Annotated in this window: 10 protein-coding genes; 3 read left to right on the top strand and 7 right to left on the bottom strand. The window is 46.8% G+C overall.

Annotated features, from left to right (window positions below):
- The 3 genes from K2Q26_10500 to K2Q26_10490 form a co-directional block, all read right to left on the bottom strand.
- Positions 1-3,857: hypothetical protein (locus K2Q26_10500; protein MBY0315941.1), on the bottom strand; the 3,857-nt coding region annotated here is incomplete at its 3' end.
- A gap of 259 nt (positions 3,858-4,116) precedes the next feature.
- Positions 4,117-4,632, bottom strand: coding sequence for a hypothetical protein (locus tag K2Q26_10495; protein ID MBY0315940.1), 516 nt, complete (start codon positions 4,630-4,632; stop codon positions 4,117-4,119).
- Between the two features lie 98 nt (positions 4,633-4,730).
- Positions 4,731-7,127, bottom strand: coding sequence for a transglycosylase SLT domain-containing protein (locus tag K2Q26_10490; GenBank protein MBY0315939.1), 2,397 nt, complete (start codon positions 7,125-7,127; stop codon positions 4,731-4,733).
- 39 nt (positions 7,128-7,166) lie between these two features.
- On the opposite strand from K2Q26_10490, the gene radA reads away from it, so the two are divergent.
- Positions 7,167-8,615 carry a DNA repair protein RadA gene (gene radA, locus K2Q26_10485; protein ID MBY0315938.1) on the top strand — a complete coding sequence of 483 codons (1,449 nt, stop codon included), beginning with the start codon at positions 7,167-7,169 and terminating at the stop codon, positions 8,613-8,615.
- 240 nt (positions 8,616-8,855) lie between these two features.
- On the opposite strand, the gene K2Q26_10480 is transcribed toward radA, so the two are convergent.
- Both K2Q26_10480 and glpK read right to left on the bottom strand, forming a co-directional pair.
- Complete coding sequence (locus tag K2Q26_10480; protein ID MBY0315937.1) at positions 8,856-9,578, bottom strand: hypothetical protein; 723 nt, start codon at positions 9,576-9,578, stop codon at positions 8,856-8,858.
- Between the two features lie 181 nt (positions 9,579-9,759).
- Positions 9,760-11,244: a glycerol kinase GlpK gene (gene glpK, locus K2Q26_10475; protein ID MBY0315936.1), complete on the bottom strand. Its 1,485-nt coding sequence runs from the start codon at positions 11,242-11,244 to the stop codon at positions 9,760-9,762.
- Positions 11,245-11,307: 63 nt separating this feature from the next.
- Between glpK and K2Q26_10470 the strand changes: the two genes are divergently transcribed.
- Positions 11,308-12,075, top strand: a complete 768-nt coding sequence (locus K2Q26_10470) for an acyltransferase family protein (protein MBY0315935.1) — start codon at positions 11,308-11,310, stop codon at positions 12,073-12,075.
- On the opposite strand, the gene K2Q26_10465 is transcribed toward K2Q26_10470, so the two are convergent.
- Positions 12,072-15,134, bottom strand: coding sequence for an outer membrane lipoprotein-sorting protein (locus K2Q26_10465; GenBank protein MBY0315934.1), 3,063 nt, complete (start codon positions 15,132-15,134; stop codon positions 12,072-12,074). The two genes, K2Q26_10470 and K2Q26_10465, sit on opposite strands and share 4 nt — an antisense overlap.
- Positions 15,135-15,222: 88 nt before the next feature.
- Between K2Q26_10465 and K2Q26_10460 the strand changes: the two genes are divergently transcribed.
- A complete protein-coding gene (locus tag K2Q26_10460) occupies positions 15,223-16,716 on the top strand; it encodes a hypothetical protein (GenBank protein MBY0315933.1) in 1,494 nt (497 codons plus the stop codon).
- Here the strand turns inward: K2Q26_10460 and K2Q26_10455 are convergent.
- A complete protein-coding gene (locus K2Q26_10455; protein MBY0315932.1) occupies positions 16,713-18,077 on the bottom strand; it encodes a hypothetical protein in 1,365 nt (454 codons plus the stop codon). The two genes, K2Q26_10460 and K2Q26_10455, sit on opposite strands and share 4 nt — an antisense overlap.
- Positions 18,078-18,088 lie beyond the last annotated feature (11 nt).

Raw genomic sequence — 18,088 nt, 5'->3', positions numbered from 1 at the left:
TTGGTGTCCGTGACTCTGATTTCCGGAGTGTGCGCCCTCAAATCCAGATTCGCTGTCGGATTCGTTGTCCCAATCCCGAGATTACCAGTAGAGGTAATTCGCATCTTTTCGAGAGCGACTCCCGCCGCGGACGTTGAGAAAATGAGATTGGAATTGTTGGTCGCGGCGATTGTTGTCCAATTGTTTTCTGCGTTGACGGAAATCCCGCCAGCTCCAAGATAACCTGATCCATTAAATCCAAAACCAAAAAGGGTAGAGATGACATCACCCGATTGCACGGCCGTGGGAACCGAAACTGTTCCACGAGCCCGACTTGTGATAAACCCTGGGGAAGTATTTCCGAAGGAAATCACGGAAACATCATCTTTACCATCATCGCCACTATTGTTATTCATCACTGTGAGCGCGGATGCGGGGTTTGTGGAACCAATCCCGATATTCCCCGTCGATGTGATTCGAATTTTCTCTGTTCCATTGGTGGATGCGGCTAACGTATCGGCTGCAGGACTAAACCAACCCGTATCGGTGTCTCCATTAAAAGAGTAGGCTGGATTTCCGGCGCCGGGGGCTCCCAAATAAATCGATGCCGCACCTACCGCAGTTCCTTTGAGTTCCGTTGTCGAGATATCGACGACGTGATTGGTTCCTGCCGAAATTCCAATGGTGTTGGTGGCCGAGTTGAAAAAACCCGTGTCGGGATCTGTTGAAAAGTGAATCGATGGAGTCGTTGCGTTCCCCGCCACCGCGGAAACACTGGTGGCCGCCGAGGGCGAGACCCAACTTAATAAACCGGCTCCGTTGGTGGAGAGAACGTTTCCATTAGCGCCATTCGAATCTGGGAACACTAAAAAGCGATCCGCACTGAGAGAGTCGGGGGCTTTTAGAGTATAGGTGTTTGTGCCACCGGCCGCTAATTCGCGCATGACGAATTGACCCGTCTGTCCCGCACCCGTTCCCGTGGGTCGAGACGTCACCGCGCCGGCGATATCTAGTAAGGTGGATGGAGCATTCGTTCCGATTCCCACGTCTCCGGTGGGCAATATCGTCAATCGATCCGATCCCGCCGTGGCCATGCGAAGAGTGTCGTCATCAGCACTGCGTTCCACTTCTAGTTTAGTATCCCCATCAAGATCCGCAAGAACGCTGGTCCCCAAGGAGTTCAGCTTCACCACACTTAATGAGATATTTCCAATACCGGCCGTGGGCCCATTGACGGAGTCGAAAAGTGTCATCGAGACGTTCTGCCCAGCGGTTAAACTGATCACTGCACTCACATGATCCGTTCGACATCCACTGGCCACAGGGCTTCCCGCTAAGAAAGTTGCCCCGCCGTCGATGAGGATGGCCGTGGAGGTGTAGTGACTCGTCTGAGGACAGTAGTAGGCCGTTGCAATCAATGAATAAATGCCATCCGATGGAATATCCACGCGATTGGCCGCAAGATTCGCCCCACCTAGATTATTAATCACGGCCGAATTGAAATCGGGAGTAAAGTTCACAAGCGCAGTAAAACTGCCCGCAGGCAAATCACTGGCGGAAATCTTAGTCACCAGCGGCACTGCGTTCCCAGAGCCCGCAGCTGGCCAAGACGATCGGCAGTCTCCAGCGACACAGACTTGCGTGGCATTCATTTGACCATTCACGTCCAATTTGTAACCAGGATTGTTCGTACCAACTCCGACATTCCCAACCGCATCAATGATCATCCGCTCAGTGCCTGCAGTGTCGAAACGAATGCGATCTTCATCGGCACTTTCTTCCACTTGAATTTTTGTATCGTTATCTGCATCTGCGATATTACTTAATGTCGTGGGAAGAGCTCCGCATATCCAACGATCTAACGTCGAATCCCAAATCAATGTATAATTATTTGTACATTCGGTTCCCGCAGGCATGTAGGAAAAATACTCCGCCGCCGCTGAAGAAATTTTCGAAACACTGATAGAAGTGATCTTTGCGTTTGTAATTCCACCATCGCGCACGCGCAAGGTGTTGGTGGCAATCTCCACGGTGGAGTTATCGACATTAAGACTAATGTTTCGATCCGCGGAGAGATCCCCTCCCCCACTTAATCCCGACCCCAAGTTCGTATTGATCGATCGAGACACGCTCGCTGCACCAACGTCTCCAGGGGCGGCGCCAGTCTTATTTATTTTACTCCATGCGATGGCCGCTGCGGAGTTAATATCCGCATTCATTATACTGTCATTCACGATTTTGGAACTATCCACCGAATCCGCAGCCAGTTTCACCAAAGAGACTCCGCCGTCTCTCACTTGGAGCTGGTTAGAGCCATTCGTTTCTATCGTTGTCCCATCGGTAACGACGGCCAATGTGGCGGTTCCACTCAGAGCTCCTCCGCTCAAGGCCGAACCTGCAGCGGTCACAATTCCATCAATATCTCCACCCGCTCCCCAACCTGTGGAGATATCTTTACAGTTCGCACCCAACTCATCGCAAACCTGTTGTGCGCGAACGGTACCCTCAACGTGTAAGGTGGCTAAAGGATTGGTCGTTCCGATACCGACATTTCCCGCCGTGGGTTGAATCAACACTGGACCCTTCGTTGCATCGCTCGTGGATTCGAGAGTTAAAGTATTATTCGCAGCAGTGCCCCCGCGAAGACTTTGTCCACCGGCGCGCCCGGCCAATAGTACATATTGGAGATGGTCGTCGGCATTTAACCCTGTGAGCCCACTGTGCGCCGTGACGCCGACCGAATCCGCACCGCAGAGCCAGCGGTCGTTGATGGCATCCCACTTAAGAACTTCCCCCGACAGACACTCGGTGCCTGCGGGCATGTAGCTAAAGTACTGTAATGCAGCGCTTGTAATATTATCGACGCTCACACTGTTTCCGACGGACTCAGCACTATCTCCATCCCAATACATCAATCGATCAGTGGTGCTGTTGTACCAAGTCGCGCCCTTATTCCCTACACCCAATGTACCCACCAAAGTGGTTTCTTGAGCGCTCGTAAATTTCCCTAACGTTATCGTCGATAAATTTTGTAATGTGATGTGGCCGGAATTTAAAACCTGTTGACCGTTCATGTTGATGTTCCCGGTCATTGTTCCACCAGCGAGCGGAAGTTTTGTCGCATCCGTTATGGACGAAGGAGTAATGGCCTCCCACTGGTTGAGGGACGCATTCCACGCCAAGACCCGACCGTCACCGACTCCGGCACCCACACCTGAGAGATTCACTAAACTTCCCGCGACTCGCGTGTCGGTATAATTCTTAGTGGCCGCATCTTGAGCTAAACTCGGGTCCGCTAAATTTTTAATTTGTTGATTGTTCATCGAAAGCGGTGCCGTGGAAGTTCCGGAGGCTAAATTGTAAAGCGTATTATAGTTTGTTCCGGCAAAAAGGTTCTCTAAATTGGCCTGCGTGACATTTTGTCCAGGGTTGATTTGAACAAAGTTCGCTGCGGATAAACCTTGAAGACTATTCGCATACCAAGCGTAAGGGACTGTTTGAATGTGAAAGTCTTGCGCTAACGTGACAAGGCCAGAGCCATCGTTATAGCTAATCCTCACTTTGCGTGTGTGACCTGTTAAAGCATTATAGCTTGAACCCGACGCACAGCTGGTGATTCCCGTAAAATTAATCCCGTTCTGAAAAACTTGAACCAGATTTGATGTGTCGTCGTAATCGGCTCCGGAGCGAATTCCTGCACCCACATTGAGCGCAAAGATTCCTTCACTCCCCAACATATTCACGGAGTGTTGCTCTTCGTAAAGGAGACAATCATTCACCGCTGAATAAATCCGAACATTAAAAATCACCGGATTGGCTTCCAAAGGTAGCCCCCCTGATTTTGTAATTTGACCTTGATAAACAAATGATCCCGGCACCAGCTGAGCCTGCACCAAATCCGTCGAAAAAAAAATAGGCTACAAATAATAAATTTAAAATGTAAAAACGATTTCGTTTTTTCACTGGCCCTTGTCTTTCAATAATTCGCGAATACCTATGAATTCCAAACACTTCACTTATCGTCATAAATCGTGAAAATATTGAGCCAGGACCCCTCGTTTGTTAGTAAAAGAGTCTCGATTCCAGACAAAACACTATTTTCGACTTGGACTGACGGGGTGGACCTGTTTTGAAACGCTACGGGCTGAGTTCCGATGCCAATTTTGCAGGAGCGACGGAAGGCTTTAGAGGTGTTTCACTAGGATTCTCAGCGGGACTTTCGACGTCGTGAATTCGGCGCAGGGCCTCGGGCATAGGTCCAGCAGTGAAAGATTCACGGGCAGTGCCTCCACCAAACTGAAAATGCATTCCTTTGAGAACCAGATCCACATTGCGTTGGATTCCTCGGGCTTGTATGGATTTTCCGGTATCACAAAATTCAATTTTACCCTGACGGCGAATGCCGTAGAGATCTAAAAGTCCCGTCGTAAAAAATGTAATTTCGAGGCTATCACCCACGACTTCGAGCCAAAAATAGGATCCGGAGGTTTTATTGACGAAGCCCCGTTTTCCTTCTTGAGGGATGATCACTTTGAGCGACTTTAAATTCTCTGTTTTGTCGAGATCCGAAAAGTTTTTCGCACAGATTTCAGCTCGGGCGGAATTCGCAATCAAAGAGGTCCACATCACTAAAATTAAAATGCATTTTTTCACTGTCTTGAATCCCGCTTTAATAAGCTAATCACTTGTCGGCAGCTTCTAGACTAAGATTGAGAGGGTTCTCAAAGTGAGACAGCAAAAACTTGATCGAGTTAAATCTTCTCCCAGGTTTCCATCGTCGGCACCGTACCCTCGAGCTGAAAACCAATCGGATTGGTGAGAGAACGCATGGCTTCGGAGTTCTGGTTATAAATCAAATTATAAATCGCATAGTACTTGGAAACTTTTTTAACGTAGTTCCGAGTTTCCTGGTAAGGAATATGCTCGATAAATTCGTCCAGATCCAGTCGGCCAAATAAATTAATCCAAGCGTGAACGCGGTGAGGTCCTCCGTTATAGGCCGCAGCGGCTAAAGCCAAATTTCCCTTAAACTTTTTCAGCACACGTTGAAGATAGTAAGATCCCAAGCGAATCGAAACATAAGGACGAACTAAGGAGTTCGTATCCACGTCTTCACCCTGTAAGGAGGCGATCTTACGGCCGGTCTTAGGCATGATCTGCATCAATCCGCGAGCCCCCACCGGCGAGATCGCATCTGGTCGATATATCGTTTCGGCGCGCATAATACTCCAGATAAACTCGGAAGGAACTTTAGTGCGCTTGGAATACTGGCTGACGACATTATCAAAAGCTTTGGGATAAACATTCTGCCAATAAATTGCACCGTGAGATAGACCCAGCTTTTGTCCCTCTTCCGAAAAAAAGTGATCAGCTAAAACCACCGAGCGATTAAACGATCGAACCGATTGGTGAGCCTGCAGGAGCCATTCTTTTTGACTGCGAGTTAACTTTTGCCCTTCGGTCTCGAGAATCTCGCGATACGCCAATCCGTCCTCACCCAAACGCACTAAGTGGTAGGCCCGTTGAAGCGTTTTTTCAACGCTGGTGAAATAAACGGAACGCAAGTCTTCCGGAAGCTGAGATCTCGTGGGATCAATTTTAAGATCGAGTGATAAAATATCGTCCACTTGCTCTTCATTCGAAAGAAGGGCGTCGACTTTTTCTTCGAAATTATCCACGGCAGGCTTAAGATCTTCTTCTTCCTTAGATTTACTTTTCGCAAGGGCTTCTGGCATCCACCAGTTTTCGTGAATGGATCCTTTCTCACCTGGTAAACTTGCTACTCCCCGCTTACTGATCTGACGAATGCGTTGATAAGAGGCGACCGCGTAGTAACCGATCGATTCGTCATGAGTGAGCTCCGTAAATCGAGCGAGAGCGCGAGGATGATCTCCTTGACGGTAAATACTCATCGCTAACCAATAGCGAATCTTGTCTTCCTTGTGCTCGGTCCAGAGACGTGGCTTCTTCTCTTTGGCGGCGAGAATGCTCGTGAAATTTTCCTCTGCGGTTTTATAGTTTTTTTGCAAATACTGGATCCAGGCCGAATACCACAAAACATCAGAGACCGTTTTATTGCCAGGATATTTCGCCATGTACTCGTTAAACTTTGAAAGGGCACCGGAGTAATCTTGAACAAAGTAACTCAGAAAGGCGGACTGAAAGAGCGCCGCTGAAGACAGCGAAGACTTATTTGTCGCCTTCGCGGCTTGATAGTAATAATCAACGCCTTTAAGAGGCTCCGTCGATCGAGAGTACGCTTTACCTAGGAGCATTAAGTAGTCGTAATCCCCTTTACGACTTTCCGTATACTTGGCGAGAATCTTTTGAGCCTGATCTACATAGCCCTCTTGCAAAAGATAGTTCACCATCAGCTCATCGACTTCAAATTGCTGATTTGCCATAGCTTTCTTTTGTAAGGAACTAATTTCTTCCAGAGCTTTGTCGGCCAACCCAGACCATGACAACCGCTGAAGCCTTAGCTTCTGCTCCGCAAAGGTCACGATGCAATTGAGCTTTTTCCCATTCACTGCGTTTTGATTGAGTTGAATTCCCCAATCAATAATTTTCGAATAGGACGGAAATTTGATGTAAATCTCTTTCGCTTTTCGACAAACTTTATTGGCACGTCCATCACTCACTTCGGCAACAATCTGTCCCCACAAAACATCAGGATAGTATTCGGTGCGGGAAAGTTTCTTTTGAACTTTCTTGTAAAGCGACTCTGATTTTTTCCATTGCTTGAGTTGCAACAAAGCTTCCGCTTGATAGAAAACATTGAGATCCTTCATAAATCCGGTGCGGGAGGTGGTCTCGGCTTTTTTAAAGTCGTCCACGGCTTTTTGGTTCTCTTTGAGAGCCAAATGGGCGCGTCCGCGATACATATAAATGTAATCCGACATGTCTTTGTTTTCTTTAAGAGCCTGGGAGAAATAATCGACAGCGTCTTTCCAGTGATCCGCATGGAAGGCGGTCACTCCGAGATAAAAATTATCTTTTTCTTTTTGAGCCTTGAGGAGATTAAACGCTTCCGTATATCGGCCTTCTGCCGATAGAAACTCCCACGATGCAGCATTTTCCGCCGCGTAAAGGCGGTCCGCTGAGAGCACAAATAAAAATGATAAAAAAACGATTCTTCCGATGAACATGAGCTTTAATTTCCCCGGTTTTAATGTTAACCCGAAAGCATGAAAAAAAATAAGACCAAAACTGTATATGTGTGCCAAAGTTGTGGTGCGCAAAGTCCCAAGTGGCAAGGACGTTGCGCGGAGTGCGGAACATGGAACTCCTTCGTGGAAGAAAAGATCATGCCTCAGGACCTAGGTCGAGGTTGGTCCATCCAAACTCGTTCGGACACGTCCGGCTCTGCACTCTCTACCCTCGATACAGCTCCCACACTGAGCCCCGATCAGTTTCGGCATGTGACCGGCATCGGTGAACTCGATCGTGTCTTGGGCGGCGGTGTGGTGCAAGGCAGTTTCGTGCTTCTCGGCGGCGATCCCGGCATCGGAAAAAGCACCCTGCTGCTGCAAATGTCGGCGAGCTTAGGCAACAAAGATATCAACGTTCTTTACGTTTCGGCAGAAGAGTCTGTTCAACAGACCGTCAATCGCGCTCAACGACTCGGTCTTCGCAACAAGACGGTGCATGTGGCCTCAGAAAATAATTTAGAGGCCATCAAAGTTTTAATCGATCAGGTAAAACCTAGCGTTGTTATTGTGGACTCGATTCAAACCATTTACCTTCCAGAGCTCCAATCCGCGCCGGGAACGGTCTCCCAAGTGCGAGAGTGTGCGGGGCAACTCATGTCCATTGCCAAAGGTAAAAACATTTCGGTTTTCCTCATCGGTCATATCACCAAAGAAGGCAACATCGCCGGCCCCAAAGTGCTTGAGCACATGGTAGATTGCGTGCTCTCCTTCGAGGGGGACAATAATTATCAATTCCGACTTTTGCGTTCGATCAAAAATCGTTTCGGCGCCGCCAATGAGCTCGGCGTATTTACCATGAGCTCCGGTGGGATGGAGGAAGTGGCGAACCCTTCGGAAATGTTTCTCGAAGAGCGCAGTAAGAATTTAATTGGCTCCACCGTGTTTGCCTCTGTGGAAGGCAGTCGTCCTTTGCTTTGCGAAGTCCAAGCTTTGTGCTCGCAGACTCCTCTCCCAACACCACGAAGAACATCGATCGGCGTGGATTTGAACCGCCTCCATATGTTACTGGCTGTGATCATTAAACACTTGGGACTTCGCCTTTATCAGAACGACGTGTTTATCAACGTGGTTGGAGGACTCAAAATCACCGAAACCGCAGTGGATCTCGCCATTGCGGCATCTCTCATCTCCAGCGATCAAAACCAGCCTGTCGGCTCCAACACCTGCTACTTTGGAGAGATCGGACTGACCGGCGAAGTTCGCGGAGTCTCTTTCCCTGACCTCCGCCTTAAAGAGGCCATTAAACTCGGCTTTGATGTTTTCTATTTACCCAAATCAAATAAGAAACATCTCAAGAATTTTGAGGTTCCAAAGCATTGCCGAATTCACTGGGTCGACAATATCAGAGACCTCGTTCCCGATGGAATCGTCACCACGAGCCCATCGAAGAAGCGACCCCCTCGAAACGACGAAGAATTGTTCTGAGGTAACTCTTAGGTAACAGTTCCCTTTTTTTGCGGTAAACCGCAAAAAAAGGGAACTGTTACCTAACTTAAAGGAACTGGGACTTAATGATTTATTAGTATATCTACGAGATAGTCGTGGATGCTGTGCCTCTGCTGATAGATGATGTAGTGGGCAACAATAAACTCAAAAACAAATCCAAAATTAAAAAAGCCGTTGTTGATGCAACGGCTCTTCAAAATTCGATTGAGGTTCCTAGGTTTAAACGCCAGGAGTGCTCGTGAACTGCTTCCCCATCTTCTCAAACATTTTCCAAACGTTATCTTGAGAGTGGAACTCGGGTTTGTACTGAGGGAATCCGGCGGCAGCCATCTCCATCAACATTATTACTGAATCCTCTTGGGAAAGACGAGGTCCGTTTTTACGTCTCACAAAGCGAAGTTCGTCTTCGATTCTTAAAATGCGAGCTTTAAAAAGGCTTAAATCATGAGCGACAACCTCTTGAGCCTTCTTATGACCATCGACCACCGGCTTTAATGAGCTCCATCTGTAGAGTTTAAGTTGGCGCTCGTAATAAGCTTGCTCTTGCTCCATCACTTCTTGCTCTGATTTTAACACATTTAAGCTTTTTTCAAGAAACTGCTCGTGATTTTCAACGATCTTCTCATTGGCCTTCACTTCCTGCTGAACCTGAGCAATGAAACGATCATAAGGAACCACTGCTTCTTTCGCAGGATTGGCACAATTTTCTGGATTTACACACTCAGAAATCACCACAAACTTTTCCTTGCGTACGCTGGGAGTTTTGGATTTTGAGTTCACGGCTCGCTGCTGAGGAACATCTTTCTCAACAACTTTAAATCCATAAACCTGCGAAGGAACTGGCGCCGAGTTCACCGCGTCAGGCTTGGGGGTGACGTGATTGCACGCTGCAGTTGTTAGCGTAAAGAGAAGTCCGGCTAATATTGATACGAAAAATTTCATGTGTTCCTCCACAGTATTAGTATCGGGAGAAACATTATAAAATAATACTGGACGGCGTCTCTTTTAAGAATTTTCCAGCAGGAAATAGAAACGGTTCGGTCGACAAGTCTTCGGCCTAAGAATTGTCGAAATATTTTTCATTATCGATAACAATTTTTCCTCGACCTGGGTCGAGGTTGCGTCACTTCGAAAAAGAAAGACCCACGGCTTTGTGCCACCTCTCCAATCGCTTCTTTTTTGCTGCGGGCTTGAGATGGGGGGAAAACGTTTTCGCCACAGGATTTACTTTTTCAAGATCCTTGAGATTTTTCCATACCCCTGCCCCTAATCCGGCCATGAGAGCCGCTCCAGCACTGGTGGTTTCTATGTTTTCTGGAAGTTGTACGGGAATTCCCAAATAGTCGGCTTGCAACTGCATGAGCAGACCATTCTCTGTGGCTCCACCGTCCACTCTGACTTTACCCATACGAATCTTCGCCTCTTGCTTCATCGCCTCGAGAATATCGACATTTTGTAAAGCCATGGCCTCCAAAGTCGCTCGAGCAATATGAGCTCGAGTGCTTCCACGAGTAAGACCTGTGATGATCCCGCGCGCTTCGGGCTCCCAATACGGCGCGCCTAATCCCGTCAGCGCCGGCACAAACTCCACTCCCCCCGTGTCCTCCACGGACTGCGCTAGGCTCTGAACTTCGGAACTCTTCTCGAAGAATTTTAAACCATCGCGGAGCCATTGAACTGCGGCTCCACACACAAAGGCACCACCCTCTAATGCATAAATGAGTTTTTGATCCTTGAGCTTCCATGCCACCGTGGAAAGTAAACCTTTTTTAGACTGAATGATTTGGGTGCCAGTATTAAAGAGCAGGAAGCTGCCCGTTCCGAAAGTAATTTTCGCATCGCCAGCAGAGATACCGATATGTCCAAACAGGGCGGACTGTTGGTCTCCAATCACCCCACAAATAGGAATGCCATCTGTCAAACCAGGTATCCCTTGCGTCTTTCCGAAGCTCCCGTTCGACGCCTCGATGGCGGGAAGCATTTCTTCCTTCAGCTTAAAGAGCTTCAGCAGATCAGGATCGTAGCTCTGAGTCTTAAGGTTGTAGAGCATAGTGCGGGACGCATTGGAGTGATCCGTTTTAAAACTTTTTCCACCTGTCAATTTCCAAACGAGATAAGCATCCATCGTTCCGAAACAAAGTTGTCCTCGATCCGCAAGAGCTCTGGCTCGAGAAATGTTTTTAAGCATCCACGCCATCTTCGTTCCTGAAAAGTAAGGATCGAGTACTAACCCTGTTTTTTTTCTTATGCTGCTCTCATATTTTTTGAGCTTTTTACAATCCTCAGTGGTTCGACGGCATTGCCAAACGATCGCGTTACCGATGGGTTGACCCGTGGAACGATCCCAACCCAGAACCGTCTCTCTCTGATTGGTCACCCCAATCGCAATAATCGAGGAGGCGCGAATTTGCGCGATGGTGAGTGCCTTCTGGAGAGATTTCACCACACTCTGCCAAATTTCTTCAGGATTGTGCTCCACCCAGCCCGGTTGGGGGAAAATTTGGGGGAAATCTTGGTCAGCCTTAGCCACCACATGCCCGGAGGTGTTCATTATCGATACGGTGGAACCCGTGGTGCCTTGATCAATTGCGAGAATATATTGAGACATAATCTCTTCGCTCCCATTTTTTCGGCTGTTTTTTACAGTCGTTTTGAGTATAGTCCCCAAAGAATGAAATGGATTCTAAAAAAAGTCAGCGAAAAAACAAATGAGCTAGCGCAGTTAAGCAAAGAAGAATTGGCCTTCCATGCTTTACCCCATTTTTTGGGCGATCTGCTGAGTAAGTATTTTCGGATTGAAGTCGAAGGGCTCGAGCACATTCCCGTCAAAGGACGCGCGCTCATCACCGCCAATCACTCGGGCTTCTCTGGATTTGATGTTTTTCTTTTATGCCACCATATTTTTGAGAAAGTGCGACGCACTCCCCGCGTCCTCGCACATCACTTTTGGTTTCTCACGCAGACAACGGCTTATCCCGCACAAAAAATGGGTTTTATCGAAGCCAATAAACAAAACGGCTTAGAGACTCTAAACAACGATAAGCTTTTAATTATATTTCCCGAGGGAGAGTACGGAAACTTTAAGCCGTCCACCAAGGCCTATAAACTTCAACCCTTTAAAAAGGGATTCATTCGTCTTGCGGTGGAGACCAAATCTCCAATTATACCCACTTTGGTGATCGGAGCCGAGGAGACGCACATCAACCTCGCTCAAATTAAATCAAAGTATCTTCGCGGATTGATCTTGCCTCTTCCGCTAAATATCATTCCACTGCCGGCCAAGTGGAAAATCAAGTTCCTTCCCCCAATTTATCTTGAGCATTCACTGAAAGACTTAGAAGACGAGACTCTGGTGCGCCATCTGGCGGAGGACTTACAAGATTATATGCAAATCGAACTAAATAAGGAATTAGAAGCGCGTAAATCTGTCTTTGTTTAACCGGCTTCGAGAGCACTCATAGAAAACTCGTTATCACTGATTTTTTTCGCCGAAAGCTTTTGGATCTCAAGGGTAGTGCTCCGGTTCTTTTTGATATTCTTGACCGAAACATTTTGAGCTCGCCACAACTGATTGTACTTCTTGTAATTATTAAAGCTCATCTCTTTAACAAGTTTTCCATCAGTACTGTAATACTCCGACTTAAGAATTCGATAATTTTTAACATCCACCCAAGTCTTGATCTTGTTATAAACACCATCATCTTCTTTAGACGTACTTTCGATCACGTAGGTGTCTTTGTTTTTTTCGAGGATCTTGCTTTCGAAATCGTCATAGGTCGAAACGCGAAAATCTTCGTAACTCAATTCCGAATCTAAAAACTTACCCTTCTTATTAGATCCAACAATCCGGCGAGAGCGCTTTTCGGAAGGAAGATACAGCCATTGTTCTTCGCTTTTACTTCCAGTGTTTAACGAAAGGAAACCGACGCCTTTGAGGTCCGAGGGACTCAGCAATTTTACCAGAGCTTTATTTTCTTTATCATTTTTGCGTTTGATTAAAATTTTTCTCTCTTTAGAAGAGCCATCGGGCTCTTTAGTGATCATTTTAATTTCGGCCTCCTCGTAAGGAGAAGACTGCTTTTTAACGACTTTTTTAAGAATCCCTAGGGCCTCGTCATTGGGCGTTGCCGCCAATGAGGGCTTCGCAAAGAAGAAGATGGACGCACCGATTATCAGAGCGACGGAAAGTTTCTGCACAGCTGGCAACATCATAAAGGACCTCACTTTATAAAGTATTCTGTCACCTCTGATCGGCGCAAGCAAGAGACCTGGGAAAAGAGCTAGTAGGGTTGGCAGTAAAATAAGGTCGCCGATCAGTCCAGTCACCACAGATAGCATTAAATAGGTTCCAAACAATTTATTCATACTAAAGTAGGAGAATAAGAAAACGACAAACCCCGCCATAACCGCGATACTCGACACAAAGCAGGGGCCAAATTCTTCCGCCATGAGAGACTCAATCGGAAGGGTTTTTGCGTTTGAGCCTTTGATCATCTTTTTAAGTTTATCCAGGATATAAATTGTATTGTTAAATGCCATTCCCAAAGAGATCGCAAAAACCATGGCCACACCAGGCTTAATGGGTGTCTGCGAAATAGCGAGGACTCCCAAAAGCAGTGCTGTCGGTACCAAATTAGGAATCACGGCAATGAGGGTCCAACGCACGGATCGGAGAATCACCATTAAGAGAACGACAATCCACATCAAAGCCGAATAGAAATCATAAATTAGACTTCGAGACAATTCCTCATTCATCGCATGAAGGGTCGCCGCCATCCCCGTCGCTTCTACTTTGAGAGTTGGGAAAGTTCGTCGAGCATCATCTAACATCCGTTGAATCACTCTTTGATTTTCGTGGGAGGGAATGTCCTGCATGCGAATCGAAATGCGAGCAAAACTATTGTTATCCGCAGTAAAGTTCTGCAGCGGATTCTCTTCAGCCATCCCGTATATAAAAAAGGTCTCCGAGATCGACTTTTTGTTTTTAGAAATCGTCTGTTGAGGGCTGGCCGCTTTTAAGAAGTCAGCCACTCCAACAACGCTACCCACTCCCTCGTAATCTCTCCAGCGAGCGATAAGTTTGTCCATCTTTTGCAAATTTTTAGGATTTTTCCAAAATTCCTTCGCTGACGATCGACCCACCGAAATCTCGAGCGGGATCACTCCCCCCAACTGCATCTGTGCCGTCTCAGTCGCGCGACGAGTGGCATGGCTCTCCGGAAGATCATCAAAAATGACCGTCGACCAATTCAATTGCCCGCCCATGGCAACACAAACGACCACCAAAACCATCACCGAGGCGAAAAGCGGTTTTCTATAATGAATGACTTTGTTTGAAATCGCGGGCCAATTGACAAGCTCTTTGCGCTTTTGAGGTGCGGGCAGCCATGTCAGCAAGGCGGGTAACAAAATGATCGTCGTCGTGCAACCCACGAGAATTCCGACAGTCACGCTCAGCCCGTATTCGCGAATAATCGGGATCTCCGAACTTGCGAACGTGGCAAAACCGACGGCTGTTGTGATCGCCCCGATAAAATGAGGTGGTACTAACTCTTTCATCACTCGTAAAGAAAGTAGGTAATGGTGACGCTTTAAAACTTTGTTTCGAAAATCTGAGATCCGAGACAAAGTTTGGGTCGTGATGGAAACCACCATAATCGTCACAAGTATCGGAACCGTGCTCGAAAGTACGGTCAAAGAAAATCCAAACAGAGACATCGCGCCCAGTGCGGCAAGATTCGAGCAAAGGATCACAAGAGAACCGATGAGGACCACACTGATATTTTGGAACATGACGTAGAAGATCAGAATCGAAATGAGAAGCGACAAAATGGAATAAATCGTAATTTCGTCACTCAAAAGTTCGGCAATTTGAGAAGAAATCGCTGACGGTCCACCAATTTCACCCGCAAATAAATTTGGTTTTTCACTGACAACTTTTTCTAATTTTTTTATGAATGTGGACTGTTGTTTAAAAGATAGACTCTTTGTTTTGATTACTAACGCGGCGAATTTGCCATCATTTGAGACAAGTTGGGGAGCCATGAGCGGATCTTTTAGAATTTTTTTCTGATGGGCGGGAGTGCTCGCAATGTCTCGAATTCGTCCCACGGTGAAGCTGGTGTCGTCGGTCACGGCGGTTTCGATATTTGCGAGACTTTTGATGTCGGAAACTTCGTCAAAAGAAGCCATCTTTTGTGTCAACTTTGTGAGCTCTGACAGCATCCCAGGCTCTGTCCACGATCTCTGCGTTTTACTTTCGACCAATATAAGATAAGGCAACGCATCTACGATCTGGAATCGCGCCTTGATCTTTTTATCTGTCTTTAACAGCGTATGGTTATCTGGATGGAATTGATCCATGGAATAGTGAGTTTTGATCTGGAGGAGCTCGTAAAACATAAAGCCACTCCACAAAGCGAACAGAAACAATACGCCGGCCGCCACAGCTTTCGAGTGGCCGGGAATTTTTAACCATTTTGGCAAATTCTTTTTCAATGGATGTTCCTCGTTGATTTCTACCCCTACTACTACGGATTTTTCTGAATATACTTTAGGCCAAAGGTCCGGCACCGATAAGGACCCCATGAAATACCAAATCCTCTTCTTTGCAAGTTGCCTTCTTTCGACCTCGCTAAGCTTTGGGCAAAGTCGCCTCAAAACGTCTTTCTATTTTCCACTTCGCTTTAAGGAATATTCGGATGTTCTATTAAAAAACAAATTCGACGGTAAGGAGCAAACGATCATTCCACAGTTGATCATGGCCCAACCTTACTCGACGACGCTCACCAACGCAGCTCTGCAGTTGGAATACAAAGCTCAAGTTAAACCTCAGGCGAAAGGCTTTGGAATTTTTGACTACGTTTTAGATATCACTAAGAGTTCCATTAACGTCGATCGAATCTCTACCGACACCGTCATCACCCAAGTTCTTGGGGGCGTAACCGTCAATGTGCATGTCAAAGGTCAATGCGATGGGGTGCAGCTCACTTCCACCTCTGCGATGAAACTCGAAGGGGGTTTTCATGTGGATACCGTCAACGGCCAGCTCGCCAGCAAAATGGACGATTTCAACCTTTCGAATCTGGGAGAATGGGTGATTCAAGTGCGATCTTGTACAGGCCCGGTGGGATACGAGCATATCCTAAAAGGAGAAATCTCAAAGCTCCTCAAGGAGCCAGCATCTCTCAAAAAACTTTTAGCTCAACATCTTCAAAATAAATTCAACTCTCTCACGGATTCGCTCAATCAAAGTTTATTTGAAACAAAATCTATAAAATTGTCAGACGAACTTCACGTCAGTGTAGTTCCAGAAAAAATAAACTTTGACCCCTCCAACGGCAAAATTCTCCTGAGCGGAGTATTGATGACCGAAACCGGCCCTGCGGACTCTCAAAAGAACGAAGTAAATATAATGGTCGAAATGAAAAACGAGGATCTAAAGCCTTTCACCTCGAGCGGCCTACTTGTCCCCCATGAGTTCACCGATGCTCTCAATAAAATACTTTTTCAGGAGAAGTTTTTAGAGAAAAGGCTTCTAGGCAAAGACATCTCCGGATTTATGAAACTTCTCTCGAATCGATTCTACCAATTTTTTATCTGGCCCGATTTGATGAATTTTAGAACCAACGCCCCTTTTCAATTTGATTTTTCAGCTCAGCGGCAACCCGAAGTGGTCCATGCAGGATATAGCGAAGGAGCCTTGTGGTTTAAAATCAAGGCGCAAATTGTTGGGAAAATGTGGGCTCCGATCCAGAATAGACTCTATCCTTATATCAACTTTAATACACCACTCAACACCTATGTATGGCTAATGGTTGAAGACGGAAACCTGGTGATCGGCGCCCATGATCCAAAGATGAAACTGCATCCGACTTGGAGTCCGTCTTACATCGATGCTTACAATCCATCGACCTACATCGGCTTAAGCACCATTCAATCCGAAATCACCAAAGCGGTGGCGGACACCCGACTGACTTACGATCTCCCGCAACTTAAGATTGACGACAAGAAGTTACTGGTCCCGCAAAGGTTTTTCTCAACAAAAAAATGGATCCAACTGATCTTCACCGCCCCTTAAAAGAGGTAAGAGAGTTTGATGCTGGCGCGATCGTTTTTGTCGTAAGTTCCGATCAGCGAATCCGGGCCACCTTCAAGGACGTCGGCCGAAATCTCCGCGCGGAGAGACTGGGTCAGTTTATGGTCCAATCGAAGGTGAATGTAATTATCCCCCGAAGCAAAATCGACAACCGCCGACAGAAGCAAATTGGTATCCGTCGCAAACGAGATTCGAGCTGCCAAAAGCGAAGCATTATCAAACAGACGTGTGGAAGAACTTAACAGGTTATCAATAGGATCTTTATTCTCCCCTCGATACACCTGCGCAATCAAAGTCATTGACGTTTCTCCGACGTAGACAGGCATCTCTACGCCAAGCGCATTCTGCCAAGACCATTCCGGAATCGTTGAATCCTTCGAAATCGAAGAGATATACGTCGACTCGGCCTTAAACACAATATCCGAAGGCGCCCAACTTAGACTGAGACCCGTAGATCGCTGACGAAAATACAATGGCAGAATTCCGATGTCGGATCTCCCCTGCAAAATACGAGGATCAAACGAAACTAAGTCCGCAGTAAAGTTGGCGCGAACTTGAGGCGTAATACTACTCCCCTCGAAATACATGAGGGCCGCATCAAAATCCCCCCTACGACTGGAAATTCGAGCACCATAGTTGTGATCAAGAGCGTTGTCTAACTCGACATAGCCGGGATAATAGTAATTAAAAGTTGGCGGAAGTATCACCGTCTCCGACGGCGACGAAACATTCACTAACAGCTCTCGCGGCAACCACCGGCTATCGGCCGACGGGAATAAAGTTCGGGCCTGCGCCGGGATATAAAGCCCTTGGATTTTTACCTTTTCGCCTTCGTATTGGAGATCGACGGTGGGAGCCCCACGCTTTTCGGAGAACAAAGGATTAAACAAAACTCTTCCATTAACGACATCCATCGTGCTGTAGCCGTCGAGAATTCCCCAGTGATACGTATTCTGTCCCAAACGCACACGAAATGCTTCTTTACGAATCTCCCAGTAAGCCTCCTGGACATTAAGAAATAACTTTTCTGGCGACTCTTCAGTCGATGTATTCATTCGAATCAAGGGTTTAAAGTGCATGGCACTCATTTTGTTAAAGCTAAGATCCAGTTGCGGCTTAAGGTGAAGAATATGATCGTAAGTCCGTGTGGGCGCGGGCAGCCGATCTGCATAAATAAAATTCTCGTAGGTGAAATCACCTCCAAAGCTCGTTTCTAGCGCCAAAGAATTTTGCGAGAATAAAAGAAGGAACGAGACGAAAAAAGACATGGAATTAGTGTAGGAGTCAGGTGCAGGGCGGTCAAAATAAAAAAGCCACCCGAAGGTGGCTTTTTCGCAGTTCATCTTATACTCAG

The sequence above is a fragment of the Bdellovibrionales bacterium genome, assembly GCA_019750295.1.
GTDB lineage: Bacteria > Bdellovibrionota > Bdellovibrionia > Bdellovibrionales > JAGQZY01 > JAIEOS01.
Note: the sequence above shows the minus strand (reverse complement) of the source record. Positions and strands in the feature narration are given on the sequence as shown.

Bases quoted from the DNA above. Each gene is read 5' to 3' on its own strand.
- K2Q26_10455 (MBY0315932.1), bottom strand. From the start codon at position 18,077: ATGAACTGCGAAAAAGCCACCTTCGGGTGGCTTTTTTATTTTGACCGC.
- glpK (MBY0315936.1), bottom strand. From the start codon at position 11,244: ATGTCTCAATATATTCTCGCAATTGATCAAGGCACCACGGGTTCCACC.
- K2Q26_10460 (MBY0315933.1), top strand. From the start codon at position 15,223: ATGAAATACCAAATCCTCTTCTTTGCAAGTTGCCTTCTTTCGACCTCG.
- K2Q26_10480 (MBY0315937.1), bottom strand. From the start codon at position 9,578: ATGAAATTTTTCGTATCAATATTAGCCGGACTTCTCTTTACGCTAACA.
- K2Q26_10470 (MBY0315935.1), top strand. From the start codon at position 11,308: ATGAAATGGATTCTAAAAAAAGTCAGCGAAAAAACAAATGAGCTAGCG.
- radA (MBY0315938.1), top strand. From the start codon at position 7,167: ATGAAAAAAAATAAGACCAAAACTGTATATGTGTGCCAAAGTTGTGGT.
- K2Q26_10490 (MBY0315939.1), bottom strand. From the start codon at position 7,127: ATGTTCATCGGAAGAATCGTTTTTTTATCATTTTTATTTGTGCTCTCA.